Origin of the sequence: Amycolatopsis balhimycina FH 1894, assembly GCF_000384295.1 — a bacterium.
In the GTDB taxonomy this organism is placed as follows: domain Bacteria; phylum Actinomycetota; class Actinomycetes; order Mycobacteriales; family Pseudonocardiaceae; genus Amycolatopsis; species Amycolatopsis balhimycina.
The window spans coordinates 8,696,360-8,720,351 of sequence record NZ_KB913037.1; the positions used below are offsets into that span (position 1 = coordinate 8,696,360).

A 23,992-nucleotide genomic window follows, 5' to 3' on the forward strand; every position below is an offset into this window, starting at 1 on the left:
CACTCTTCGCTGATCAGGAGTGCAGTCTGTCGATTGCGCCAAGGGGCTCCGGAGTGCATGAACTGCGTCACACATCTCGCCGTCACGAACCGGCAAAGCGGCTGAAACGTCTCCACAGGATCTTCACAGTTCACGCGGACCGTCTCCATCGGAGGTGCTTACTGTCGTGGCCATGGAACTGGGTGGGCGGCGGGTGCTCGTCGTCGAGGACGACGTCACGATCGCCGCGTCGATCGCGGCCCGGCTGCGGGCCGAGGGGTTCACCGTGGACGTCGCCCACGACGGGCCCGCCGCCGTCGAGGCCGACTCGGCGGGCGAGCCGGAGCTGGTGGTGCTCGACGTGATGCTGCCCGGGTTCGACGGCCTGGAGGTCTGCCGCCGGATCCAGGGACGGCGTCCGGTGCCGGTGCTGATGCTGACCGCGCGCGCCGACGAGACGGACCTGCTGGTCGGGCTGGGGGTCGGCGCCGACGACTACCTCACGAAGCCGTTCTCGATGCGGGTGCTCACCGCCCGGGTGCACGCGCTGCTGCGGCGGGTGGACCGCTCGGCGTCCGTCGCGGGCGCCCGGATCGTGCTCGGCGACCTCGACATCGACATCGACCAGCGGCGCGTCGCCCGGGCGGGCGTCGCGGCGCAGCTGACGCCGATCGAGTTCGACCTGCTGGTCCACTTCGCGCGGCGGCCGCGAGTGGTGCAGCCGCGCGAACGGCTGCTGTCGGAGGTGTGGGACTGGGACGTCCACGGCACGTCGGCGGGGACGCGGGCGGTGGACAGCCACATCAAGGCGCTGCGGCGGAAGCTCGGCGCGGACCTGATCCGGACGGTGCACGGCGTCGGCTACGCATTGGAGGCGGGCTCGTGAACCTCGTTCCGCGGCCGCTGGATCGGATCCGGTCGATCAAGCTGAAGCTGGCGATCCTGATGGTCGCCTCCGGCGGGGTGGCGTTCGCGTTCTTCAACTGGCAGATCGGCTGGCTGCCGCCGAGGACGACGGTCACCGCGATGGTCCTGGCCCTGGTGTTGTCGCAGGTCCTGGCGCACGGGATGACGCGGCCGCTGCGCGAGATGACCGCGGCGGCGCGGGCGATGGCGAAGGGCGACTACAGCCGCCGGATCCGCGCGACGACCCGCGACGAGGTGGGTTCGCTGGCGCGCGCGTTCAACCAGATGGCGGGGGACCTCGGCGACGCGGACCGCCGGCGCCGGGAGCTGATCGCGAACGTGTCCCACGAGCTGCGGACGCCGATCACCGCGCTGAGCGGCGTGCTGGAGAACCTCGTCGACGGCGTCGAGGAACCCGATCCGGGGACGTTGAAGACGGCGTTGCGGCAGACCGAGCGGCTGGCGACGCTGGTGGACGAGCTGCTGGACTTGTCACGGCTCGACGCGGGGGCGATCCCGCTGCACAAGACGTCCTTCTCACTGTGGTCGCTGCTGTCGGAAGTGGTGGGGGAGGCGGCGTTCGCGGGCCGCGGGGTGACGTTCTCGGTGTCGGTCTCCCCGGAGGGCGCGCTGGTGACGGCGGACCGCGGACGGCTGTTCCAGGTGGTGGCGAACCTGCTGGAGAACGCGGCCCGCCACGGCCCGGCGGGCGGCGAGGTGCGGGTGCTGGCGCAGGTGCGGCCGGGGGAGGTCCGCATCGACGTCTGCGACGAGGGGCCGGGCATCGCGCGGGCCGACCGGGAGCGGGTCTTCGAGCGGTTCACCCGCGGGGAACGGCCCTCGGGCGGGGGCACGGGGCTGGGGCTGGCGATCGCCCGGTGGGCGGTGGAACTGCACGGCGGGACGATCGGGGTGGCGGACCCGGCGCCGGGGACGGGCAGCCGGATCCGGGTGACGCTGCCGGCCTAGTTCCCGCGGCTCCGGTGTCTTGAATGACTCATTCAGGGCGCCGGAGGTCCTGAATGAGTCATTCAAGACCTTTCGGCCGGACTGTGGCGTTCGCAAAAGTGAACGCGAGATCTCGAGGAAGAGGCGAAATGCCCAAAGCTCATGTCGGCGGCGGTGTGCCGCGGGGGAAGCGTTCGGTCGCGTCCCGGGTGGCCACGCCGGATCCGGCAACGGCCCGAGTTTCGCCCGCCGGGGAGCGGGCAGGAGCCGGCGATGCTCGGGTGGCCGGCTCCGCGTCTCCGGTGTCGGGGGCGGTGGGTGGGGGTGCCGGGGGTGGATCGGTGGGACTGGCCGGTTCTGCTGCTGCGGGTGCGGCGTCCGGCGGTGGGGTGGCCGTGGCCGCTCCGCCCGTGCTCATGCTGCCGCTGCCGCCGCCGAAGTCCGCTGTTGTGCCTCTGCCTCCCGCCGTGCTGCCCGCCGCCGGGCTTGCCGGGGTGGCCGCCGCGCTCGTGCTGCCCGTCGACCGGCCCGGGGCCGGGTGGCTGCTCAGCGGGCTGGCCGCGGCCGCGGCCGTGGTCGTCGCCGATCGGCGTTCCCGGGCGGGCGGTTCCTTCACCTGGCTCAGTGCCGGGTGGGCGTTCCTCGCCCTTGCCCTGCTCGGGATGGGAGCCGTGCGGGCCTCCGGGTGGCTGTTCGTCCTGTGCGTGCTCGGCGCCGTCGTCACCGGGTCGCTGGCCGTCGTCGGGGAGCGGACCGTCAATTCCGTCCTCTACGACATGCTCGCGATCCCGGTCGAGGCCCTGCGCGCCATTCCGTGGGCCGGCCGCGGCGTCGGACGCTTCACCGCCCGGCGCGACGGCGTCGCCCGCCGGATCGCGCTCGCCGTGCTTGCCGCCGCCGCGCTCGTCGGGGTCTTCGTGCCGCTGCTCGTGAGTGCCGACGCTGCCTTCGCCGCCGTCGTCAACGCCATGGTTCCCGATCTCGGCATCGACGTTCTCCTGCGGTGGTGCTGCGTGTTCGCGGCCGTCACCATGGTGGTCGCCGGGGCGTGCTACTTCCTCGCCGCGCCGGCGCGGCGCGCCTCGGCGGATAGTCCACACAGGACTAGATACAGTCTGGAGTGGACGGTCCCGCTCACCGTCCTCGTCCTCGTGTTCGGCCTCTTCGTCGGCGTACGGCTGGTCGTGCTGTTCGGCGGCACCGAGTACGTCCTGCGCACGAGCGGCCTGACGTCGGCGGAGTACGCCCGCGGCGGCTTCTGGCAGCTGTGCGCGGTCACCGTGCTGACGCTGGCGATCGTCGCGGCCGCGCTGCGCTGGGCGCCGGACGCCACCCGCGCCGACCGGCTGCGCCAGCGCGTCCTGCTGGGGGCGCTGAGCGCGCTGAGCCTGGTGCTCGTCGGGTCGGCGTTGAGTCGCATGTGGACATACCAGGAGGCGTACGGCTTCACCGTGCTGCGGCTGCTGGTCGAGGTCTGCGAACTGTGGTTCGGCGCGGTGTTCGTGCTGGTCGGAGCCTCGCTGGTCCGCCTGCGCTCGACGTGGCTGCCCCGCGCGGCGATCGGCACGGCCGCGGCGGCGCTGCTCGCCCTCGCCGTCCTCGACCCGGAACGTCTCATCGCCGACGCCAACCTCGACCGCGTGGCCGCCGGCAAGCCCCTCGACGACCGCTACCTGGCGCGTTTCTCGGCCGACGTGGTCCCGGTGGTTTCGGCCCGGGTCCAGGAGCCGCTGCGGACGTGCGTGCTGCGGCAGGTGCTGAGCGCCGACACCCCGGACGGCTGGCCGGCCTGGAACCTCAGCCGCTCAGCCGCGCGTGACGTGCCTCTCGGTAACGGTATCGGCTGCCGCTGAACCGCATCGCCGTGCGGCGCGTGGTCAAGAGTTACGCGGAAGCCACCGGACCGTCGTGGGGGCGGCCCGGCGGCTTCCGCGCGCTCAAACAGGCCACCAGGGCTTCAAACGATCGGGTGGTAACGGAGAGTGTGCCTCCCGCGCGGTCCTTCGTATCGCGGATCTGCGACAGCCCGGCGAACCGTACTTCGACGCACTCGTGCTCGCCGCTGTGAGAGGACTTTCGCCAAGCGGCTCCGAGCATTTCAGGCCTCCAGTTCGGTGATCACCCCCTGGACGAGGTGTTCGCTATCGGACTCGCTCAGCGCCAGGGCGGACAATGTCTCGACGGCACCACGGTAGTCGGCCACATGTTCGCGGTTGTAGACATATCCGTTGCCGCGGTACAGCTCCAGGTAGACGATGGACGGGAGATCATCGAAGTCGAAGAGTACGAAAGGGCCATAGAGTCCGGGGTGGTAGCCGCTCCTCTCCGGCAAAACACGCAACGACACATTCCGGGCGCGGGAAACCGTGAGCAGGTGGCGGAGCTGCTCGGCCATCATCTGGCGATCGCCGATCTGCTGGTGCAGCACCGCCTCGCTGAGCAACGCCTGGTACGGCAGGGCGTGCCGGGCGCTCAGCACCTCGCGCCGGGCGAGCCTGATCATCACCTGCTTCTCCACATCCGGCTTCGGGCGGGACGTGGTGGCGAAGAGCGCCCGAATGTAGGCCGGAGTCTGCAACAGACCAGGCAGCAGGCCAGGCGCCCATTGCGTCATGGCACTGGCGGTGCGCTCGTATTCGACGAAGGTGGCGATGGTCGGCGTGTGCTGTTCGAGCCAGTTGGGCTCGGCGGCGGTGCGTGCCAGGTTCACGAGCCGCGCACGTTCGGCGGGCTCGACCCGGAGCGCGCCGAGGATCGTGGCCAGCTCCTCGATCTTCGGAACCCGCCTACCGCTCTCCCAGCTGGAGATGTTCTGGGCGATCAGACCGGTCAACCGGCCGAGTTCCCGGACTCCCAGATTCCGCGCCTCCCGGGCTTTCTTCATGCCGAACCCCAGCGCGCGGGCCCGGGGCGTGGCGATCGGTGGTGGCATGGGCACAGCCTGCCCGTCGGCAGGCCGTGCCCGGTCGGGTGATGCCGGTCCGCTGTCGCAGAGCTGCGTCAGGAAACTCAGAAAGCGAACACGTCGTCCGAGTCGCGGCCGGCTTCGCAGCGGTTCGCGTACGTCGTGTGGAACGACACCGGCTTGCCGCGCCAGGTGCCGATCGCCGTGGCGTCCACCGGGGCGTAGATCAGCGTGCACGCCTGGTGGCGTGCGGTGATCCGCGAAAAGTCGCCGCCGGCGCCGGAAAGCACCGCGCACGCCTTGTCTCGCTTCGGGTGCGTTCCCCCCGCCGGGTCGCACGTGAGCACCACCGAGCCGGTCCGGTTGGCGATGTCGTGGGTGGTCAGCTGCAGCGTCGACGCCGGGGGTTGCGCCGGCGCGAGACAGCCGAGGCTCATCAAACAGGCTGCGAAGGGGATTAGGGCCATATCGGTGTCATCGGCACGGCGGGGCCGATCACTGTGCTCCACGTCCGGGTGAGTCTTCTTCGCTCGGCCGGGTGAGGTCCGCGGCCAGCAACGCGACGTACAGCGAAAGCATCGACTCCGGATCCTCCAGCCGGACGCCGAGGACCTGCTCGATCCGGGCGAGCTGCTGGTAGTACGCCGTCCGGGAGGTGTGCGCCGCCGCGGCCGCCGCCGACTTGTTGCCGCCCTGTTCGCAGTAGTGGCGCAGGGCCTGGACGAGTCGGCTGCCCGTCGCCGCGTCGCGCTGCAGCAGGGGTCCCAGCTCGCGGTGGGCGAACGCCGTGACCCGCTCGTCGCCCGACAGCAGGTGCAGCAGGCCCCGCAGCCGGACGTCGGACAGCCGGTGCAGCACCCGGTCCGAGCCCGCTCCCAGCGCGGCCGCCGCGACCTGCCCCGCTTCGAGCAGCGTCCGGCGGGCTTCGCCGGGCGACGACACCGTCGTACCGACGGCCAGGACCCCCGGGGCGCTGCTCCGGGCCTCGTGGACGTCGGTGGCGAGCCGGTGCAGCACGGCGTCGGCGTTCGCCTCCGGCGACAGCGCGAGCAACGCCCGCACGCCCAGCTCGTCGCTCGCCACCAGTGCCGACACCTTCGCGCGGCGCGCCGCCAGCACCGTCGCTTCGGCCAGTTCGCGCAGTACCGGCGGGGTGGACAGCGCGGGCCGCGGCGTGCCCGTCAGCCGGGGCCGGACCGCCAGCCCGACCAGCTGCCGCCCGGCCAGGGGCACGGCCAGCGCCGAGGCCCGCGCCAGCAGCTCGGCCGACGGTGCCGGCGAAGCGACGAGCTCGGCGAGCAGGGCGCGGTGGGCCTGCCGTTCCAGGCCGTCGGAGTCCTTCGCGACCAGCCGGTGCACGGCAAGCGCGGACGCGGCCCGCTCGGCGACTACCCGATGGCGGTGCGGCGGCTGGTCGGCGCAGACGAGGATCAGCCGTCCCCAGTCGTGCCCGCGCGCTCCGACGACGGTGACCAGCCAGCCCGAACCGGGGTGGTAGCCGGTCCGCTCGCCGACCTGGACCACCCGGGACCGGGCCGGCCAGCCGGTGAGCAGCTCCGCCGGGTCGGTGCCGGCCGCGTCGTAGGCGAGGACCTCGTGGGACAGCGTCTCCAGCACCACCGGCTGCTCGGTGAGCCGGGCGACCTCGCCCAGGACGACGCCGGGTTCGGCGCCCGCGACCGTCAGGGCGGTGAACGTCTCGTGCACGCGTTCGGCGGCGCGCAGCTCGGCGACCTGGGCGTCGACGATCTGGCCGTTCACCGCTTCGGTGACGCTCACGAACCGCGTTTCCCGCGAGAGCGTGACCAGCGGCAGGCCGTGCTCCTCGGCCGCGTCGACCAGCGCGGCGGGCAGCTTGTCGCTCCAGTGCCGGACCAGCTCGACCACGACGCCGGCGGCGCCGACCCCGGCCAGGTCGGCGACGTAGCGGGCCAGCGACGGGCCGTCGTCGGGCAGCGCGACACCGGTGGTCAGCACCAGCTCGCCGCCGCGCAGCAGGTGGGCGATGTCGGCGACCTCGGCGACGTGCGCCCAGCGCACCGGCGCGTCCAGCCCGGCCGCGCCGGCGACGACGTGCGGGCGGCCCTGGCGCAGCACCGGCAGCGCGAGCGCCTCGGCGACGGTCGGGTACATGGCTCCTCGGTGTTGTTACCCATCCGGCCAAAAAGGAGGCCGACCCCCCAGCGGAACGTAACCGGAGGTGCGAAGTCATTCGGCCGTGACTGTGGTCGGAGTGGTAACCATCGGCACAGTAGCGGCAGGGACAGACTGTACGGCCGGGAGCCAACTGACGTACACGTTGCCGATGGCGGTGGCGTGGCGCCCGCCCGGAGACTCGGGGGGACGTTGCCGGAGTGAAGGAGTGCCTGCCGTGACCGACCGCATCAGCCACTGGATCGACGGCAAGCCGTTCACCGGGACCGCCGAGCGTTCGGGCGAGGTGTTCGACCCCGCCACCGGGCAGGTCAGGGCGCACGTCGACTTCGCCGGGGACGCCGAGGTCGAGGCCGCCGTCGCCGCGGCCAAGGCGGCGCTTCCGGGGTGGCGCGGGACGTCGCTGGCCGGCCGGACGCGAGTGATGTTCGCCTTCCGCGAGCTGCTGTCCGCGCGCAAGCACGAGCTGGCGAAGATCATCACGAGCGAGCACGGCAAGGTCGAGTCCGACGCGGCCGGGGAGATCGCCCGCGCGATCGAGAACGTCGAGTACGCGTGCGGGGCCGCCCAGCTGCTCAAGGGCGGGTTCAGCGAGAACGCGTCCACCGGTGTCGACGTCTACTCGATCGCCCAGCCGCTCGGCGTGGTCGGCGTGATCTCGCCGTTCAACTTCCCGGCCATGGTGCCGCTGTGGTTCGTCCCCAACGCGCTGGCCTGCGGAAACACCGTCGTGCTCAAGCCCAGCGAGAAGGACCCGTCGGCCGCGGTGTTCATCGCCGAGCTGTTCGCCGAGGCCGGGCTGCCCGCGGGCGCGCTCAACGTGCTGCACGGCGACAAGGTGGCGGTCGACGGGCTCCTCGAACACGCCGACGTCAAGGCGATCTCGTTCGTGGGGTCGACGCCGATCGCGCGGTACGTCTACGAAACCGGCACCCGGTACGGCAAGCGCGTCCAGGCTCTCGGCGGCGCGAAGAACCACATGGTCGTGCTGCCGGACGCCGACCTCGACCTCGCCGCCGACGCCGCGGTGTCGGCCGGGTTCGGCTCGGCGGGGGAGCGGTGCATGGCGGTTTCGGTGGTCGTGGCGGTAGACCCGGTCGGCGATTCGCTCGTCGAGAAGATCGCCGAGCGGATCGCACGGCTGCGCGTCGGCGACGGCCGTGACCCCGAGTCCGAGATGGGACCGCTGGTCACCGCGGCCCACCACACCCGCGTGGAGTCCTATGTGGACGCCGGGGTGGCGTCGGGCGCGTCGCTCGTCGTGGACGGGCGGGGCATCGAGGTCTCCGATGCCTCCGACGGCTTCTGGCTCGGCCCGACGCTGTTCGACCACGTCCGCCCGGAGATGTCGATCTACACCGACGAGATCTTCGGCCCGGTGCTCGCGGTCGTGCGCGCGACGTCGTACGACGACGCGCTGGCGCTGATCAACGCCAACCCCTACGGCAACGGCACGGCCATCTTCACCGGCGACGGCGCGGCCGCGCGGCGGTTCCAGAACGAGGTCGAGGTGGGCATGGTCGGCGTCAACGTCCCGATCCCCGTCCCGGTCGGCTACTACTCCTTCGGCGGCTGGAAGGACTCGTTGTTCGGCGACAGCCACGCGTACGGGCCGGAAGGCTTCCACTTCTTCACGCGCACGAAGGTGGTCACCTCCCGCTGGCCGGACCGCTCGCACGCCGGGGTCAACCTGGGCTTCCCCCGCAACTCCTGACGCAAGTCCGTGAATGGCACATTGAGGGACTCTAAGTCCCTGAATGTGCCATTCACGGCTTTCAGGCGGGGAGGACGTTGATCAGGAGCTTGCTGCGGGGAGTCATCAGCACGGTGTTGTTGCGTTCGGGCTGGATGCGCTCGCGCAGGTGCATGAGCTGGTAGACCCGGAACTCCTTGCCGCCCGCCTTGAGGAAGTACTGCTCGTTGGCGCCCCGGCTGAGGCGCGTGTACAGCATGATCGGGTAGTCCCGGTCGGGCCGGGCGCGCCCGAAGTCGTGCGTCCAGCCGGTGACCGCGACCAGCTGGCCGTCGCGGACGTCCGCGAGCCGCCGCCCGCTGACGAACGCGAACCACACCACCAGCGCCAGGATCGGGACCATCGGGCCGAGCGCGCCGGCCGTCCCGGCCGGCGCGGCGACCGGGATGACCACCAGGACCACGATCCCGGCGACCACCAGGAGCGCGGGCAGCCAGAAATTGAGGTCGAGCACCAGTTTGCGCTGGGAGGGGTGGAGCCGGCCCTGCTTGTTGGCCAGCTCCACCTCGGCCTGCTCGGCGACGCTCATTCGCCGGTCCCTTCAGCGGCCGGGGCGCCACTGGGCTCGCCCTCGCCCTCGGGGTGCTCTTTCTCGTACGCCTCCCGGGTTTCGTGGTAGCGGTCGAACTGCTCGTTCTCCTGCCGGCGGGCCTCCGTGGCGGCACCGACGCTGTCCGCCGTGTTCCACTTCGGCACCTCGCCATGGCCTTCGCGCCACGCCTTCTGGCTGAGGAAGCCGCGGCCGTCTTCGGAGTACTTGTCGCCGAGACCCTCCACCTTCTCGCGGCCGGGCACCTTCTCCTCCGCGCCCTTGGTCCAGCGGTCGGCCTTCGCGGCGACCGACTCGTCGACGTGGGACATCCCGTGTGCGCGGGCCGCGTCCTTGAGGTCGTTCGCCTTGCGCTCGATCTTCGCGGCGGTCTCGACGCTCTGGTCCACGATCCGGTCGGCGCTCTTCCCGGCCTTCTTCAGCGCGTTCGCCGCCCCTTCGAGCGCCGCCTTCGACTTGCCCGCGCCCTTCGCCAGGCTCTCCAGCTTCTCGACGATCTTCGCGATCCGCGTGCTGATCTTCTCCGCGAGCACCCCGCCCTCGATCACCGTGTCGGCGATGAACGCGGCGATCGTGCCGCCGAAGGTGCACCACGACGCGGCGAGCGCGGCCAGCGCCTTGATGATCAGCTCGCCGACGAACGACGAGATCATGTCGCGGATCAGCCCGCGCTCGGTCCCGACCAGAGCGGCGCCGATGTTCATCGCGGTCGACGCGCCTTCGGCGTGCGACGCGGCCCCGCGCAGGACGCCGACGTAGCTTTCGGCCGTCTTCTGGTACGCCTCCGCCGACCCGCAGTCGCTGAACGACTCCTGGACCTTCTTGGCCTTCTGCTCGTAGCTCTCGGCCGTCTCGGTGAGCTGCTTGGCGATGTTCGTCCAGGTCACCGCCTTGGCCGTGATGGCCTCGGGCTTGCCCGCCAGCTTGTCGAGGCCGTCCTTGAGGAAGCTGATGTGCTCGATCAGCCAGCCGACGCCGGCGCTCGCCAGGGTGCCCAGCGGGTCCATCGCCGCGCCGAGCAGGTCGAGGGCGTCGGTGCCGACGTCCATGGCGAGGTTGCCCCAGTCGCCGTTGCGGGCGTCGGTGAGCGTCGACGCGGCGTCGTTGAAGATGCCCGCGCCGCCGGTCTGCGCGTTGAGGTTGTCCAGCTCGCCCTTCGAGCCGTCGCCCATCCCGCTCCAGAAGCCGCCCGGCGACTCGGCCGTCGCGACCAGCGGGTTCTCCTGCGTCTCGGTCATGCCGGCAGCTCCTTGCCGATGCCCTCGATCAGGGACTTCGTGTTCTGCTCGTGCTCGTGGAACGCCGTGTGCGCGGTCTTCACCCGGTCCGCGACGTCGTGACCGGCCTCGACGGCCGCGGCGAGGAAGCTGTCGGCCGTGGTCAACCAGATCTGGATCGGGATCGCGAAGACCTGCCCGACCAGCCCGAACGCGTCGAAGTCGAGGGCCTGCGCGGTGCCCGCCGCGTCGAGGGCCTGCTGGACCTTGTCCGCGATCTCCCGGATTTCGTCCTCGTGGCCGCCGAGGGCGTCGAGGTCGAGCTTCATCGCCATCACAGCCCCCGGCGCAGGATCGGGCCGCCGAAGTCCTCGTCGTCGTCCGGGCGCGGCCGGGCGGGCCGGGCGGGCGGCGGGGGAGTTTTCGACGGCGGCGGGGTTTCCCGCTGAGTCTCGGTGAATTCCCAGCGCGGCGGCGCCGGTTGCTCTTCCGGCAGTTCGGGCGCCGGAATCTGTTCCTGAAGGAATTTCATGGCGTCGCTGTCCGGACCGATCACGGGGGCCATGACGGTGGCCAGCTGCTGGGCCGCCTGCACCTGAGCCCGCTTCGCGGTGGCCACCACACTGGCCGCCAGCCGGGCGCGCGGCAGCTCGTCCGCGCGCGGGCCGAAGGCGAGTTCCTGCAGCGCACCGCTGGTGTTGACGGTCACCGTGACGGCGCCGTCCGGGCTCGTGGCGGTCGCGGCGATGCGTTCGAGCTGAGCCTTCGCCTCAGCCGCGCGCCGGGCGATTTCGGGCATTCCGGCCGAAGCGGGTTCAATTCGGTTCACGGCGACCTCGGGAGTCGGGAAGGGCATACGGATCAGAGGCAGCAAACCGCTTTTCGGTTCCCCTATCAACCCGGGAATTCTCCGCCAGAACCGCCCATGGGAATTCATTTGCCCGGCCTTTACCCGCCGTCCGCGGACGGCGTTGAGCGCGACCGGCTCAGGCTTACGTAAACTCGGGATGGGCAGCGAGCGAGGTAGGTGGTGAACCGGTGGCCAACGCGGAGGAACGCCGCTTCGACGTGCTGCGCGCGATCGTGGCCGACTACGTGTCCAACCAGGAACCGGTCGGGTCCAAGGCGATCGTCGAGCGGCACAACCTGGGTGTGTCGAGCGCCACGGTGCGCAACGACATGGCGACGCTCGAGGAAGAGGGATACATCACGCAGCCGCACACCAGCGCCGGCCGCGTCCCGACCGACAAGGGCTACCGCCTCTTCGTCGACCGGCTGTCGGAGATCAAGCCGCTGTCGGCGGCCGAGCGCCGCGCCATCACCACGTTCCTCGACAGCGGCACCGACCTCGACGACGTCCTCCGCCGCTCGGTCCGGCTGCTCGCGCAGCTGACCCGGCAGGTCGCCGTCGTGCAGTACCCGATGCTGACCAACGCGAAGGTCCGGCACCTCGAAGTGGTGCCGCTCACCCCGGCCCGGCTGATGCTGGTGCTGATCGCCGACAACGGGCGCGTCGACCAGCGCACGGTCGACCTCGGTGACGTCGTCACCGAGGAGGACGTGGCCCGGCTCCGGGCCGTGCTCAACGACGCCATGGCCGGACGGCGGCTCAACGACGCCGCGGCGCGCGTCGCCGAGCTGCCCGACAAGTCGCCCGGCGAGCTGCGGGACGCGCTCATCCGCGTCACCACGGTGCTGGTCGAGTCGCTGGCCGAGCACCCGGAAGAACGCCTGGTGCTCGGCGGTACCGCCAACCTCACCCGCAACGTCGCCGACTTCCCGGGCTCGCTGCGCCAGGTCCTCGAGGCGCTCGAGGAACAGGTCGTCGTGCTCAAGCTGCTGGCCGCCGCGCGCAACCCCGGTGCGATCACGGTCCGCATCGGTGAGGAAAATGAAGACGAGCAGATGCGCAGCACCTCGGTCGTCTCGATCGGCTACGGCCGCGACGACCTGGTGCTCGGCGGCATGGGGGTGGTCGGCCCGACCCGGATGGACTACCCCGGCACGATCGCCGCGGTGCGCGCGGTCGCCAACTACGTGGGGCAGATCCTGGCCGGCCGCTGAGCCGGGCAGAGCAGAAGGAGAAGCAGAGACGGTGGCGAGGGACTACTACGGCATCCTCGGGGTGGCCAAGAACGCGAGCGATCAGGAGATCAAGCGCGCGTACCGGAAGCTGGCCCGGGAGCTGCACCCCGACGTCAACCCGTCGGAAGACGCGCAGCACAAGTTCGGCGAGGTCACGACGGCCTACGAGGTGCTGTCCGACCCGCAGAAGCGCAAGATCGTCGACCTCGGCGGTGACCCGATGGACGGCGGCGGGCGCGGCGGCGGGGGCGGCGACCCGTTCGCCGGCTTCGGCGGCCTCGGCGACATCATGGACGCCTTCTTCGGCGCCGCCGGCGGCGCGGGCGGCGGCCGTGGCCGTGGCCCCCGCAGCCGCGTCCAGCCCGGTTCCGACGCCCTCATCCGGCTCGGCCTCACCCTCGAGGAGTGCGCCACCGGAGTCGACAAGGAGATCGTGGTCGACACCGCGATCGTCTGCGACCTCTGCCGCGGCGCCGGCACCAGCGAGGGCACCTCGGTCAAGACGTGTGACACCTGCGGCGGCGCCGGCGAGGTCCAGTCCGTCCAGCGGTCCTTCCTCGGCCAGGTCGTCACCGCCCGCCCCTGCCCGGTCTGCCGCGGCTTCGGCGAGGTCATCCCCGACCCCTGCCGCCAGTGCGGCGGCGACGGCCGCATCCGCGCCCGCCGCAACGTCACCGCCAAGATCCCGCCGGGCGTCGGTGACGGCATGCGCATCCGCCTCTCCGGCCAGGGCGAGGTCGGCCCCGGCGGCGGCCCGGCAGGCGACCTCTACGTCGAGATCGACGAGACCCCGCACGAAGTCTTCATCCGGCAGGGCCACGACTTGCACTGCAACTTCCGCATCCCGATGACCACCGCCGCCCTCGGCGCCACGGTGCCCATCTCGACCCTCGTCGACGGCGACTACCAGCTCGACATCGAACCCGGCACCCAGCCCAACGCCGAGCTCGTCCTCACCGGCAAGGGCATGCCCCGGCTGCGGTCCTCGGGCCGCGTCGACGGCCGCGGCGACCTCCACGTCCACATCGACGTCGTCGTCCCCACCAAGCTCGACGACGCCCAGCGCGAGCTCCTCGTCGACCTCGCCCAGCAGCGCGGCGAGGAAGTCCCCACCCTGGCGTCCAACGGCAGCAAACACGGCGGGCTGTTCGGCAAGCTCCGCGCCAAGAACCACCGCTGAGCCGTGCCCGACACCACCCTGCCGGTCTTCCTCGCCGCCACGGTCCCCGCCTCCGGGCGGACGACCCTCGACGGCGAGGAAGCCCGGCACGCGGCCACCGTCCGCCGCCTCCGCGCGGGCGAGCGGCTGGTCCTCTCCGACGGCGCCGGCACCATGGCCCGCTGCGTCGTCGACGCCGTCCAAGCCGGCCGCGACCCCCTCCTGACCCTCACGGTCGAGGAACACTGGACGGAAGAGCCACCGGCCCTGCGCGTCCTCGTCGCCCAGGCCCTGGCCAAGGGCGACCGCGGCGAACTCGCCGTCGAACTCGCCACCGAAGCCGGCGTCGACACCATCGTCCCCTGGCGCGCCACCCGCAGCGTCGCCAAATGGGAAGACGGCACCCGCGGCGAAAAAGCCCTCGCCCGCTGGCGCGCAACCGCCCGCGCCGCCGCCAAACAAGCCCGCCGCGCCCACGTCCCCGACGTCACCGAACCCGTCACCACCGGCGAACTCGCCGAACTCGTGGCCACGACGTCACTGGCGATCGTGCTGGAATCCGACACCCCCGACCGGCTCACCGACCTGCCCCTGCCCGGCACCGGCGACATCCTCCTCGTCGTCGGCCCCGAAGGCGGCATCACCGACGACGAACTCGCGACACTGCGCCAAGCCGGCGCCAGAGCCGTCCGCCTGGGCACGACCGTCCTCCGCACCTCCACAGCCGCCGCCGTCGCCCTCGGCGCACTCGGCGCCCTCACCAGCCGCTGGCACTGAGAGATCAACCGAAAAAATTGCCCGATTTTGCGCCCAGTTATGGCGCGATCACGCTCCGACCCGTTACTCTCGTTTATTAACGCGCCACGCACCGTTTCGGCGCGCCACTGGGAAGAACACGGACCCCGCCGGGCACCTCCCCCCTCGGTCCGGCGGTAGCCGCGGCAGCGGTAGATCGACCCCCAGGGTCTACCGCTCCCGCGGCGTCTTAGTCGCTTCGCTCCTCTCAGACGCCGCTGAGCGTTCGATGTGTCTTCTGGGGGTCAAACCCCCAGACCCCCAGCCGGGGCAAGCCCCGGACCCCCGCGAGTCTCGTTGTGGTTGCGTTGGTCTGGGCGGGTTGCCTTGCTCGGTGGCTTTCGGCCCCTCGCTCCGCGTTGTCGTCTTCTCGCCCCTTGGGGGCCTTACGGTGTGAACGGCACGCTGAAGCGTGACCTGCGCACCGCCCAGACCTCCCCCGCCGCCCCGATACGAAGCCAGAACACGGACGGTAGTGCCGGGTCAAGGCACGCTTTCCCGCCTTGACGCGGTACTGCCGTCCGTAGTCACAATCCGGCTTCGGGGTGGTGGGTATCCGAGCTGTTGCCCCTTCGTGCACCTGAGTCGATAGGGTTCCGGGCATGTCCGAGGATGAGACTCTTTTCGAACGGATCATCGGTGGGGAGATCCCCGCCGATGTCGTCTATCAGGACGAGACCACCTTCGCCTTCCGGGACATTCGGCCGCAGGCCCGGGTCCATGTGCTCGTCGTGCCCAAGAAGCGGTACCGGAACCTCGGGGAGCTTGCTGCTGCCGACCCTCAGCTGCTTGCCGATGTCGCGCTGAGTGCTCGTCGCGTCGCCGAGCTCGAGGGGATCCTCGAGAGTGGGTACCGGGTCGTCTTCAACACCGATCAGGACGCCGGGCAGACCGTCTTCCACGTTCACGCCCACGTTCTCGGCGGGGAGCCCTTGGGGCTGTTCGGGGCTCCCGGGCAGGACTAGGGAAACCGGCCTGCGTCTTGTCGGTGGGTGCCAGTAGCATCGGTGGAGTCCGTAGTCCCTCACCGAGAAAGCAGGCCTGAGGCCACGTGGCCGGAACCGTACCGGGTGGAGCCGCCCGACCCGACGTCCCCGGGGACGTCGCCAAGACCGAGGATGCCTCCGCTCAGGCTGCGCAGTCCCGGTTCCCCATCCCCGACGCCGCCGCCCTCAGCCTGCTCGGCTCCCGCGACGAGAACCTGCGCGTCGCCGAGGAACTCCTCACCGCCGACGTGCACGTGCGCGGCAACGAAGTCACCCTGACCGGCAGCCCCGCCGACGTCGCGTTCGCCGAACGCGTCTTCGCCGAGCTCGTCCAGCTCGCCACCGGCGGTCAGCAGGTCGGACCCGACACCGTCCGCCGCACCATCGGCATGCTCTCCACCGGCGACGCCTCGCCGGCCGAGGTCCTCAGCCTCAACATCGTCTCCCGCCGCGGCAAGACCATCCGGCCCAAGACGCTCAACCAGAAGCGCTACGTCGACGCCATCGACAAGCACACCGTCGTCTTCGGCATCGGCCCCGCCGGCACCGGCAAGACGTACCTGGCCATGGCGAAAGCCGTCCAGGCCCTGCAGGCCAAGCAGGTCACCCGGATCGTGCTGACCCGGCCCGCCGTCGAAGCCGGCGAGCGCCTCGGATACCTGCCGGGCACGCTGAACGAGAAGATCGACCCCTACCTGCGGCCCCTCTACGACGCGCTGCACGACATGGTCGAGCCGGAGTCGATTCCGCGGCTGATGCAGGCCGGCACCATCGAAATCGCGCCACTGGCCTACATGCGCGGCCGGGCCCAACCGGTCGACACGCCCGTGCTGACTCCGGAGGGATTCCGGCCCATCGGCGAGTTGCAGGTCGGCGATCTCGTCATCGGGTCCAACGGCGAGCCGACGCCGGTCCTGGGCGTGTACCCGCAGGGCGAGAAGGAGATCTACCGCGTCACCGCAAGCGACCGGTCTTCGACGCTCTGCTGCGATGAACACCTCTGGACGGTCCGCACCGCGGCTGACAAGCGCCGCAACAAGCCGTGGCGCGTCCTGGAGACCAAGGAGATGATCGGCAAGCTGCGCGCTGCGCACGCCCGTCGCTACGAGCTGCCGATGCTGACGGCGCCGGTGTGCCACCCCGAGCGCGAAGTGCCCATGGACCCGTATGCCCTCGGCCTGCTGCTCGGCGATGGCTGCCTGACCGGTTCCACGACCCCGGGTTTCGCGACTGAGGATCCCGAGCTGGCGATGGCCCTCGAGACGGCGCTGCCCGGGGTGCGTGTGCGCCACAAGGGCGGGGTCGACTACACCCTGAACCGCGTCCGGGAACCCGGCGACGTCATCACCCTCGAGAACCCGGTGACCGGCGTCCTGCGCCGGCTGGACCTGATCGGGACCCGCTCGCACACCAAGTTCGTCCCCGAGGTCTATCTCCAGAACTCCGCGGATGTCCGCCTCGCCGTCCTGCAGGGGCTTCTGGATTCGGACGGCGGACCGGTCACTCAACTCGCCCGCACCTGCCGCATCCAGTACATGACGACGTCTTCGCAGCTGAAGGACGACGTCATCCGCCTGGTGCAGTCGCTCGGCGGCGTGGCCTACACCCGGCGCCGGGCCGCCCTCGGGCGCAAGCCCGGCCGCGCCAAGGGCCGTGAGGTCGGCTACCGGCATGACGCCCACATCCTCGAGATCCGGCTGCCCGCGGATATCGAGCCGTTCCGCCTGACCCGCAAGCGGCTGAAGTACCGCGAAGCAGGTGGCGGTGGACGCCCGATGCGGTTCATCGAGAGCATCGAGCCGGCCGGTCGCGCTGAAGCGGTGTGCATCCAGGTCGCGGCGGAAGACTCGCTGTATGTCACCGACGACCACCTGCTGACGCACAACACTCTCAACGAAGCCTTCATCATCCTCGACGAGGCCCAGAACACCACGCCCGAGCAGATGAAGATGTTCCTCACCCGGCTCGGCTTCGGGTCCAAGATCGTCGTCACCGGCGACATCACCCAGGTCGACCTGCCCAGCGGGCAGCGCAGCGGTCTCCGCGTGGTGCGCGACATCCTCACCGGCGTCGAGGACCTCCACTTCGCCGAACTGACCAGCCAGGACGTCGTCCGGCACCGGCTCGTCGCGAGCATCGTCGACGCCTACGAGAAGTGGCAGGCCGTGCAGGACGCCCAGCAGACCGACGGCTGGAAGGGCAACCGGCGGTGAGCATCGAGATCGCCAACGAGTCCGGCGTCGACGTCGACGAGACGTCCATCGTCTCCGCCGCGCGCTACGCCCTCGACAAGATGGAGGTCAGCCCGCTCGCCGAGCTGTCCATCCTCCTCGTCACCCTCGACGTCATGGAAGACCTCCACGAACGCTGGATGGACCTGCCCGGGCCCACCGACGTCATGGCCTTCCCGATGGACGAGCTCGACTCCTCCCGCCGCCCGGACGCGCCCGACGCGTCCCCGGCGCTGCTCGGGGACATCGTGCTCTGCCCGGCGTTCGCCAAGGACCAGGCCAAGACCGCGGGCCACGGCCTGATCGACGAGCTGCACCTGCTCACCGTGCACGGCTGCCTGCACCTCCTCGGCTACGACCACGCCGAACCCGCCGAGGAACGCGAGATGTTCGCCCTCCAGAAGCGCATCCTCGGCGAGTACCAGGACGCGGTCGCCGCCCTGGAGAAGCAGGACGCCCAGCGCAACACCGACGACCGCGTCCTCGGCATCGCGGGGCTCGCCGCCGCCGAACCACCCGCCGCCGAACCACCCGCCGGGGAAACGCCCTAGGCGCCAGCCATGGATCAGCTCCTCTTCGCGATCGCGCTCGTTCTCCTCGCGGGCGTGTTCGCAGCGGCCGACGCGGCCATCAGCAGCGTCTCGCAGGCCCGGGCCGAAGGACTAGCCCGGCTCGGCCTGCCCGGCGCGAGCCAGCTCGCCGCCGTCGTCGCCGAACGACGGCGGCACATCAACCTGCTGCTCCTGCTCCGCCTCGGCTGCGAACTCACCGCGACCGTGCTCGTCACCGTCGCCCTCGGCACCCGCATCCGGCCACTCGGCCTCGCGGTGTTCGTCGCCGCCGTCGTGATGGTCGTCGTCAGCTACGTCCTCATCGGCGTCGGCCCCCGCACCCTCGGCCGCCAGCACCCCTACCGCATCGGCCGCTACGTAGCCGGGCCCGTCCGCGTCCTCGGTTCCGTCCTCGGCCCGCTGTCCCGGCTGCTCATCCTCATCGGTAACGCCATCACGCCCGGCCAGGGCTTCCGCGAAGGCCCGTTCACCTCCGAAGTCGAGCTGCGCGAGCTCGTCGACCTCGCTCAGGAACGCGGCGTCGTCGAGGACTCCGAACGCGAGATGATCCACTCGGTGTTCGAGCTCGGCGACACGGTCGCCCGCGAGGTCATGGTGCCGCGCACCGAGATCGTCTGGATCGAGCGCACCAAGACCGTCCGCCAGGCACTGGCCCTGGCCCTGCGCACCGGCTTCACCCGGCTGCCGGTCATCGACGAGTCGGTCGACGACATCGCCGGCGTCGTCAACATCAAGGACCTCATGGCGGCCTCCCTCGAGCCCGACGGGCCGGGCACGCTCGTCACCGCCGTGATGAACCAGGCCTCCTTCGTCCCCGACTCGAAACGGCTCGACGAGCTGCTCAAGGAAATGCAGCGCTCGCACAACCACATGGCGATCGCCGTCGACGAGTACGGCGGCACGGCGGGCCTGCTCACCATCGAAGACGTCCTCGAGGAGATCGTCGGCGAGATCACCGACGAGTCCGACGGCGACGAGCGCCCCGAGGTCGAGGAACTCGACGACGGCGCCGTCCGCGTGTCGTCCCGGATGAGCGTCGACGACCTGGGTGAACTGTTCGGCATCGACCTCGAAGACCACGACGTGGAGACCGTGGGCGGGCTGCTCGCGGAACGACTGGGTAGGGTCCCGCTGCCGGGGGCCGAAGCCGAGGTCGCCGGCCTTCGGCTGTTCGCCGAAGGGGGCAAGGACCGGCGCGGCCGCATGCGGATCACCTCCGTGGTCGTGCACCCGGCCGACGCCGACGCGGTGACCGACCCGGTCGACCGGACGCGCCGCCGGACGCGCCCGCCCCACACCGACGAACGCGACAGGAGCGTCGAACATGCCTGACCTCGAGGCCGAGGACCGGAAACTGGTCACGCTGGCCAGGTCCTCGCGCGCCCGCATCCAGGCCCCCGAGGGCGCCGCGGTCCGCGACACCGACGGCCGCACGTACGCCGCCGGCACGGTCGACCAGCCGTCGTTCAAGCTGACCGCGCTCCAGGCCGCGGTCGCCGCCGCGCTGTCCAGCGGCGCCGAGGGCATCGAGGCCGCCGCCGTCGTCACCGGCGAAGGGCTCCTCAAGGGCGCGTCCGTGCACGCCGTCCGCGACATCGCGAAGTACGCGCCGATCATCCTCGCCGACCCGGACGGCGAAGTCCTCGAGGTGCTGACCCGATGACCGAACACCGCTCCGGCTTCGCCTGCTTCGTCGGCCGCCCCAACGCCGGCAAGTCGACGCTGACCAACGCCCTCGTCGGCACCAAGGTCGCGATCACCTCCAGCAAGCCGCAGACCACCCGGCACGCCATCCGCGGCATCGTCCACCGCGAAGACGCCCAGCTCGTCCTCATCGACACGCCGGGCCTGCACCGCCCGCGCACCCTGCTCGGCGAGCGGCTCAACGACATCGTCCACACGACATGGTCCGAAGTGGACGTCGTCGGCCTGTGCGTGCCGGCGAACGAGAAGATCGGGCCCGGCGACAAGTTCATCGCCGCCGAGCTGCAGAAGATCGCCAAGCGAACCCCGGTGATCGGGATCGTCACCAAGACCGACCTCGTCCAGCCCCAGCAGGTCGCCGAACAGTTGCTTGCCCTGCAGCAAGTGATGGAGTTCGCCGAGCTCGTCCCGGTGTCCGCAGTGGACGGATTCCAGGTCGGCACGCTGACCGACCTGCTGGTCCGGCGGCTGCCCGAGGGCCCGCAGCTCTACCCGGGCGGCGAGCTCACCGACGAGCCCGAGCAGACCCTGGTCGCCGAGCTGATCCGCGAGGCCGCGCTGGAAGGCGTCCGCGACGAGCTGCCGCACTCGATCGCCGTCACCGTCGAGGAAATGCTGCCCCGCGAAGGCCGCGACGACCTGATCGACGTGCACGCGTTCCTCTACGTCGAACGCCCCAGCCAGAAGGGGATCATCCTGGGGCACAAGGGCGAACGGCTGCGCGAAGTCGGCGCCACCGCCCGCAAGCACATTGAGGGGCTGCTCGGCTCGAAGGTCTACCTCGACTTGCACATCAAGGTGGCCAAGGACTGGCAGCGCGACCCCCGCCAGCTGCGCCGGCTCGGCTTCTGACCTGGGAGTTCCCCCGGCGGAAGAATTCCTGATCTCATTTAGGTCGCGGCGGGAGGAAACGCCGGACGCGAGCCCCTCCGGCCCCCTACAGTCTCGGCTTCGACCACACCGCAGCCGGTCGGGGCGGCAGCGGACCCGGTGGTCGTCCATGGAGCACGACGAAGGGGATCAAGCAATCATGACCGACAGCCAGGGCATGCCCAACTACCCCGGCGACCAGCCGAACTACCCCGGCGGTCAGCCGGGTGGCTACCAGCCGGGGCCGCCGCCGAGCAACAACCTCGTCTGGGCCATCCTCACCACCCTGTTCTGCTGCCTCCCGTTCGGCGTCGTGTCGATCGTGCAGGCCGCGAAGGTGAACGGGCTGTGGGCGCAGGGCCAGCACGCCGCGGCGCAGGAAACCGCCAACTCCGCGAAGAAGTGGGCGATCATCTCCGCCGTCGTCGGCGTCGCGTGGATCGTCCTGGCGGTCATCCTCTCGATCGCCGGCGTCTTCACGTTCGGCACCACGCCGCGCTACTGACGTAGCCGAGCAGCAGGAGGACCCCGGTGACCGACCAGTACCCGCCGCCGTACCCGCCCCCGGGCGGGCCACCGCCCGGCTACGGCTACGGCTACCCGCCCCCGAACTACGGGCCGCCGCCGGACAACAACATGGTGTGGGCGATCCTGTCCACCGTGTTGTGCTGTCTGCCCCTGGGTGTCGTCTCGATCGTGAAGTCAAGCCAGGTCAGTTCACTCTGGTTCCAGGGCTTCCACGCCGAGGCGCATAAGGCCGCCGACGACGCCCGCAAGTGGGCGATGTGGTCGGCCATCGCGACCGGGATCCTCCTGCTGCTCTACGTCGTCTTTTTCTTCTTCATCCTCGGGACGGTGGCGTGGTTGCCGAGATGACCACCACGACCGTCTACACGGGAATCCCCGCCCGCGGCACGAAAGCTACGCTGCGGGCGCTCGCGCCGCCGCTGGCCGTCGTCGCCGGGCTCGGCGTCTGCTGCGCGGCGGTCTGGGTCGGCGACCCCACCACCCCGGGCGGGTTTCTCCCGGTCTGCCCGACCAAGACGCTCTTCGGCATCGACTGCCCGGGCTGCGGCGGCATGCGGATGGCCTACAGCGTGATGCACGGCGACATCCCCGCGGCCCTGCACTACAACGCCGTGTCCTTCGTGGTCGTGCTCCTGTTCGTGTGGAGCATGGTCGCGTGGACCACCGGACGCCTGCGCGGGCGCGCGCTGCTCAGCTGGCTGCACTGGCGTTGGACGCCACTGGTGTTTTCGGTGGTGTTCGTCGTCTGGTTCGTCATCCGCAACCTGCCGTTCGCGCCGTTCACGGCCCTGCACGTCTGATTCGGACGGACGGGAACCGGCGCGCCGGTTCCCGCGTCGGAGCCAAGCGTGCGGTTCACCCGGACAGCTGATGCCTGGGCAGCGCGGCCGAACCCGAACGGAGTACGCTCCCGCGGACCGCGCCGTACGCCAGGGCGTGTTCCGCACGGGGTGTGCGGGTGGAGTGACCAGCGAGGGGGAGACCCAATGACCGATCCCTACGGCCAGCAGTCCTTCGGGCAGCAGCCCGGCGGCCAGCAGCCGTTCGGACAGCCGCAGCCGGGGCAGGCGCCGTACGGCCAGCCCTACGGGCAGCCGGCGCCGTTCGGGCAGCCCGCGCCGTTCGGCCAGCAGGGCAATCCCTTCGGTCCGCCGCGGAACTACGCGAACTGGGGGCAGCGCGCCGGTGCCTACCTGATCGACATCGCCCCGGTGCTGGTTCTCGACCTCTTGGCGCTCGTGCTGACGGCCAGCGGCGCGCGGTTCGTCGGCCTCATCCTGTACGTGCTCGGCGGGCTCGCGGGCCTGGGGTGGTCCATCTACAACCGGTGGATCCAGCAGGGCAACACCGGCCAGTCCCTCGGCAAGCGCGTCCTCGGGATCAAGCTGGTCTCCGAACAGACCGGGCAGCCGGTCGGCGTGGGCACGGCCTTCCTCCGCGACCTCGCCCACATCGCCGACGCCCTGCCCTGCTACCTCGGCTTCCTGTGGCCGCTGTGGGACGACAAGACCCAGACGTTCGCGGACAAGATCGTGAATACCGTAGTGGTGCAGGCCGACGCGTCGGCCCCCGCCGGCCAGGCCCCGTTCGGCCAGCCGGGCGCGCAGCCGTTCGCCGGTGGCTACCCGCCGCCGGGCCAGCAGCCGGGCCAGCCCGGTCAGTTCGGCCAGCCGCAGTCCGGCGGCTTCGGCCAGCCCGCCCCGGGTGGGTTCGGTCAGCAGCCGCCCTCGGGTGGTTTCCCGCAGCAGCCGCCGTCCGGCGGGTTCGGCCAGCCGCCGTCGGGTGGTTTCGGTCAGCCGCCGCAGCAGGGCGCGTTCGGTCAGCCGCCGCAGCCGGGCGGTTTCGGCCAGCAGCCGCCCGCCCCGCCGTCGGGTGGCCCGGCCTTCGAAGAGGGCGAGCGCACCCAGATGCTCCGCCCGGACGCCGGGGGCGGGTCCGCCTTCGACGAGCAGGCCGAGCGCACCCAGATGCTGCGTCCCGAAGGCCAGGGCGGGGCCGGGGAAACCCAGAAGCTCCAGCAGGGCCAGTTCGGGCAGCCGCCGACCGATCAGCCGCCGCAGCGCTGAGAAGACAGTTCCGCACCACCGCCGGGGTCGCCCGGGGGAAGTTCACGAATAGTTGGGGTAGAAGTTCATGACCAATCCCTACGGCCAGCAGCAGCCCTACGGCCAGCAGCCGCAGCAGCCGCAGCCCGGCTACGGCCCGCCGTCCGGCGGCATGCCCGCGCCCTACGGCCAGCCCGCGCCGTACGGCCAGCCGCCCACCGGGGGCTTCGGCGCTCCCGGCTACGGTGCCCCCGGCTATGGTGGTGCCCCCGGCTATGGCGCGCCCGGCGGTCCCGGCGACATCAACGCCATCAAGGACTACAAGGGCTGGGCGATCGGCTGCATCTTCCTCATGTGGATCCTCGCGATCTTCGCGATCATGAAGTCCAACGAGGTCAACACGTACAAGATGCAGGGCAACTACGCGATGGCGGAGCAGGCCTCCAACACCACGCGCACGCTGTGCCTGATCGCCACCGTCATCGGGGCGATCGGCTGGATCTTCGCGATCATCATGATCATCATCTCGATCACGGCCGTCGCGTCCATCCCGACGTACTGCACCGGTTACTCCTGCTGAATCCGGGTCGGTCCACCCCGGCATC

Annotated in this window: 26 protein-coding genes and 2 pseudogenes; 20 read left to right on the forward strand and 8 right to left on the reverse strand. The window is 70.9% G+C overall.

Annotated elements, in window-relative coordinates:
• Positions 1 to 193 precede the first annotated feature (193 nt).
• The 3 genes from A3CE_RS0139980 to A3CE_RS0139990 all read left to right on the forward strand — a co-directional run bounded on the left by A3CE_RS0139980 (position 194) and on the right by A3CE_RS0139990 (position 3,686).
• Complete coding sequence (locus A3CE_RS0139980) at positions 194 to 865, forward strand: response regulator transcription factor (RefSeq protein ID WP_026469319.1); 672 nt, start codon at positions 194 to 196, stop codon at positions 863 to 865.
• Positions 862 to 1,854 carry a HAMP domain-containing sensor histidine kinase gene (locus A3CE_RS0139985; RefSeq protein WP_020645721.1) on the forward strand — a complete coding sequence of 331 codons (993 nt, stop codon included), beginning with the start codon at positions 862 to 864 and terminating at the stop codon, positions 1,852 to 1,854. The genes A3CE_RS0139980 and A3CE_RS0139985 overlap by 4 nt, the downstream gene beginning before the upstream one ends.
• Before the next feature lie 320 nt (positions 1,855 to 2,174).
• Positions 2,175 to 3,686: a DUF4153 domain-containing protein gene (locus A3CE_RS0139990; protein ID WP_026469320.1), complete on the forward strand. Its 1,512-nt coding sequence runs from the start codon at positions 2,175 to 2,177 to the stop codon at positions 3,684 to 3,686.
• Between the two features lie 31 nt (positions 3,687 to 3,717).
• Here A3CE_RS0139990 and A3CE_RS52265 read toward each other — a convergent pair whose 3' ends face one another.
• The 4 genes from A3CE_RS52265 to A3CE_RS0140005 all read right to left on the reverse strand — a co-directional run bounded on the left by A3CE_RS52265 (position 3,718) and on the right by A3CE_RS0140005 (position 6,871).
• The gene (locus A3CE_RS52265) at positions 3,718 to 3,930 is read right to left on the reverse strand and encodes a DUF397 domain-containing protein (RefSeq protein WP_043791340.1); all 213 of its coding nucleotides are present in this window, start codon (positions 3,928 to 3,930) and stop codon (positions 3,718 to 3,720) included.
• Position 3,931: 1 nt separating this feature from the next.
• On the reverse strand, positions 3,932 to 4,765 hold the full coding sequence (locus A3CE_RS0139995) for a helix-turn-helix domain-containing protein (RefSeq protein ID WP_020645723.1): 834 nt from the start codon (positions 4,763 to 4,765) through the stop codon (positions 3,932 to 3,934).
• 77 nt (positions 4,766 to 4,842) lie between these two features.
• Positions 4,843 to 5,175, reverse strand: coding sequence for an SSI family serine proteinase inhibitor (locus A3CE_RS0140000; protein WP_020645724.1), 333 nt, complete (start codon positions 5,173 to 5,175; stop codon positions 4,843 to 4,845).
• A gap of 58 nt (positions 5,176 to 5,233) precedes the next feature.
• Positions 5,234 to 6,871 (reverse strand): PucR family transcriptional regulator, encoded by a 1,638-nt coding sequence (locus A3CE_RS0140005; protein ID WP_020645725.1) that lies wholly within the window; start codon positions 6,869 to 6,871, stop codon positions 5,234 to 5,236.
• A gap of 238 nt (positions 6,872 to 7,109) precedes the next feature.
• On the opposite strand from A3CE_RS0140005, the gene A3CE_RS0140010 reads away from it, so the two are divergent.
• On the forward strand, positions 7,110 to 8,606 hold the full coding sequence (locus A3CE_RS0140010) for a CoA-acylating methylmalonate-semialdehyde dehydrogenase (protein ID WP_020645726.1): 1,497 nt from the start codon (positions 7,110 to 7,112) through the stop codon (positions 8,604 to 8,606).
• A gap of 61 nt (positions 8,607 to 8,667) precedes the next feature.
• On the opposite strand, the gene A3CE_RS0140015 is transcribed toward A3CE_RS0140010, so the two are convergent.
• Genes A3CE_RS0140015 through A3CE_RS0140030 form a run of 4 tightly spaced genes read right to left on the reverse strand, consistent with a single transcriptional unit; the run spans position 8,668 to position 11,310 of the window.
• Complete coding sequence (locus A3CE_RS0140015) at positions 8,668 to 9,174, reverse strand: hypothetical protein (protein WP_020645727.1); 507 nt, start codon at positions 9,172 to 9,174, stop codon at positions 8,668 to 8,670.
• A complete protein-coding gene (locus A3CE_RS0140020) occupies positions 9,171 to 10,433 on the reverse strand; it encodes a PPE domain-containing protein (protein ID WP_020645728.1) in 1,263 nt (420 codons plus the stop codon). The genes A3CE_RS0140015 and A3CE_RS0140020 overlap by 4 nt, the downstream gene beginning before the upstream one ends.
• Entirely contained in the window at positions 10,430 to 10,747 is a 318-nt protein-coding gene (locus A3CE_RS0140025) for a type VII secretion target (protein ID WP_020645729.1), read from the reverse strand. The genes A3CE_RS0140020 and A3CE_RS0140025 overlap by 4 nt, the downstream gene beginning before the upstream one ends.
• Positions 10,747 to 11,310 carry a YbaB/EbfC family nucleoid-associated protein gene (locus A3CE_RS0140030; RefSeq protein WP_245589660.1) on the reverse strand — a complete coding sequence of 188 codons (564 nt, stop codon included), beginning with the start codon at positions 11,308 to 11,310 and terminating at the stop codon, positions 10,747 to 10,749. The genes A3CE_RS0140025 and A3CE_RS0140030 overlap by 1 nt, the downstream gene beginning before the upstream one ends.
• A 140-nt stretch (positions 11,311 to 11,450) precedes the next feature.
• On the opposite strand from A3CE_RS0140030, the gene hrcA reads away from it, so the two are divergent.
• The 16 genes and pseudogenes from hrcA to A3CE_RS0140100 all read left to right on the forward strand — a co-directional run bounded on the left by hrcA (position 11,451) and on the right by A3CE_RS0140100 (position 23,967).
• A complete protein-coding gene (gene hrcA / locus A3CE_RS0140035; protein ID WP_020645731.1) occupies positions 11,451 to 12,476 on the forward strand; it encodes a heat-inducible transcriptional repressor HrcA in 1,026 nt (341 codons plus the stop codon).
• 31 nt (positions 12,477 to 12,507) lie between these two features.
• Entirely contained in the window at positions 12,508 to 13,677 is a 1,170-nt protein-coding gene (gene dnaJ, locus A3CE_RS0140040) for a molecular chaperone DnaJ (protein ID WP_020645732.1), read from the forward strand.
• A 3-nt stretch (positions 13,678 to 13,680) separates the two neighbouring features.
• Positions 13,681 to 14,433: a 16S rRNA (uracil(1498)-N(3))-methyltransferase gene (locus A3CE_RS0140045; RefSeq protein WP_020645733.1), complete on the forward strand. Its 753-nt coding sequence runs from the start codon at positions 13,681 to 13,683 to the stop codon at positions 14,431 to 14,433.
• Between the two features lie 620 nt (positions 14,434 to 15,053).
• Positions 15,054 to 15,416, forward strand: coding sequence for a histidine triad nucleotide-binding protein (locus A3CE_RS0140050; protein ID WP_020645734.1), 363 nt, complete (start codon positions 15,054 to 15,056; stop codon positions 15,414 to 15,416).
• An 86-nt stretch (positions 15,417 to 15,502) separates the two neighbouring features.
• Positions 15,503 to 16,243, forward strand: a pseudogene (locus A3CE_RS59670) (PhoH family protein); the annotation flags it as partial.
• A gap of 444 nt (positions 16,244 to 16,687) precedes the next feature.
• A pseudogene (locus tag A3CE_RS59675) lies at positions 16,688 to 17,047 on the forward strand (PhoH family protein); the annotation flags it as partial.
• A gap of 165 nt (positions 17,048 to 17,212) precedes the next feature.
• Complete coding sequence (locus A3CE_RS58940) at positions 17,213 to 17,650, forward strand: PhoH family protein (RefSeq protein ID WP_260473810.1); 438 nt, start codon at positions 17,213 to 17,215, stop codon at positions 17,648 to 17,650.
• Positions 17,647 to 18,219, forward strand: a complete 573-nt coding sequence (gene ybeY, locus A3CE_RS0140060) for an rRNA maturation RNase YbeY (protein ID WP_020645736.1) — start codon at positions 17,647 to 17,649, stop codon at positions 18,217 to 18,219. The genes A3CE_RS58940 and ybeY overlap by 4 nt, the downstream gene beginning before the upstream one ends.
• Positions 18,220 to 18,228: 9 nt before the next feature.
• Positions 18,229 to 19,572, forward strand: a complete 1,344-nt coding sequence (locus tag A3CE_RS0140065) for a hemolysin family protein (RefSeq protein WP_020645737.1) — start codon at positions 18,229 to 18,231, stop codon at positions 19,570 to 19,572.
• The gene (locus tag A3CE_RS0140070; RefSeq protein WP_020645738.1) at positions 19,565 to 19,903 is read left to right on the forward strand and encodes a hypothetical protein; all 339 of its coding nucleotides are present in this window, start codon (positions 19,565 to 19,567) and stop codon (positions 19,901 to 19,903) included. Before A3CE_RS0140065 ends, A3CE_RS0140070 begins: the two co-directional genes overlap by 8 nt.
• Positions 19,900 to 20,796 carry a GTPase Era gene (gene era / locus A3CE_RS0140075; protein WP_020645739.1) on the forward strand — a complete coding sequence of 299 codons (897 nt, stop codon included), beginning with the start codon at positions 19,900 to 19,902 and terminating at the stop codon, positions 20,794 to 20,796. The genes A3CE_RS0140070 and era overlap by 4 nt, the downstream gene beginning before the upstream one ends.
• 178 nt (positions 20,797 to 20,974) lie before the next feature.
• Positions 20,975 to 21,319 carry a CD225/dispanin family protein gene (locus tag A3CE_RS0140080; RefSeq protein ID WP_020645740.1) on the forward strand — a complete coding sequence of 115 codons (345 nt, stop codon included), beginning with the start codon at positions 20,975 to 20,977 and terminating at the stop codon, positions 21,317 to 21,319.
• Between the two features lie 26 nt (positions 21,320 to 21,345).
• Positions 21,346 to 21,690: a CD225/dispanin family protein gene (locus A3CE_RS0140085; RefSeq protein ID WP_020645741.1), complete on the forward strand. Its 345-nt coding sequence runs from the start codon at positions 21,346 to 21,348 to the stop codon at positions 21,688 to 21,690.
• Positions 21,687 to 22,142, forward strand: a complete 456-nt coding sequence (locus tag A3CE_RS0140090) for a DUF2752 domain-containing protein (protein ID WP_020645742.1) — start codon at positions 21,687 to 21,689, stop codon at positions 22,140 to 22,142. The genes A3CE_RS0140085 and A3CE_RS0140090 overlap by 4 nt, the downstream gene beginning before the upstream one ends.
• 186 nt (positions 22,143 to 22,328) lie before the next feature.
• On the forward strand, positions 22,329 to 23,408 hold the full coding sequence (locus A3CE_RS0140095) for an RDD family protein (RefSeq protein WP_020645743.1): 1,080 nt from the start codon (positions 22,329 to 22,331) through the stop codon (positions 23,406 to 23,408).
• Between the two features lie 67 nt (positions 23,409 to 23,475).
• Positions 23,476 to 23,967 carry a CD225/dispanin family protein gene (locus A3CE_RS0140100; RefSeq protein ID WP_020645744.1) on the forward strand — a complete coding sequence of 164 codons (492 nt, stop codon included), beginning with the start codon at positions 23,476 to 23,478 and terminating at the stop codon, positions 23,965 to 23,967.
• Positions 23,968 to 23,992: the final 25 nt, after the last annotated feature.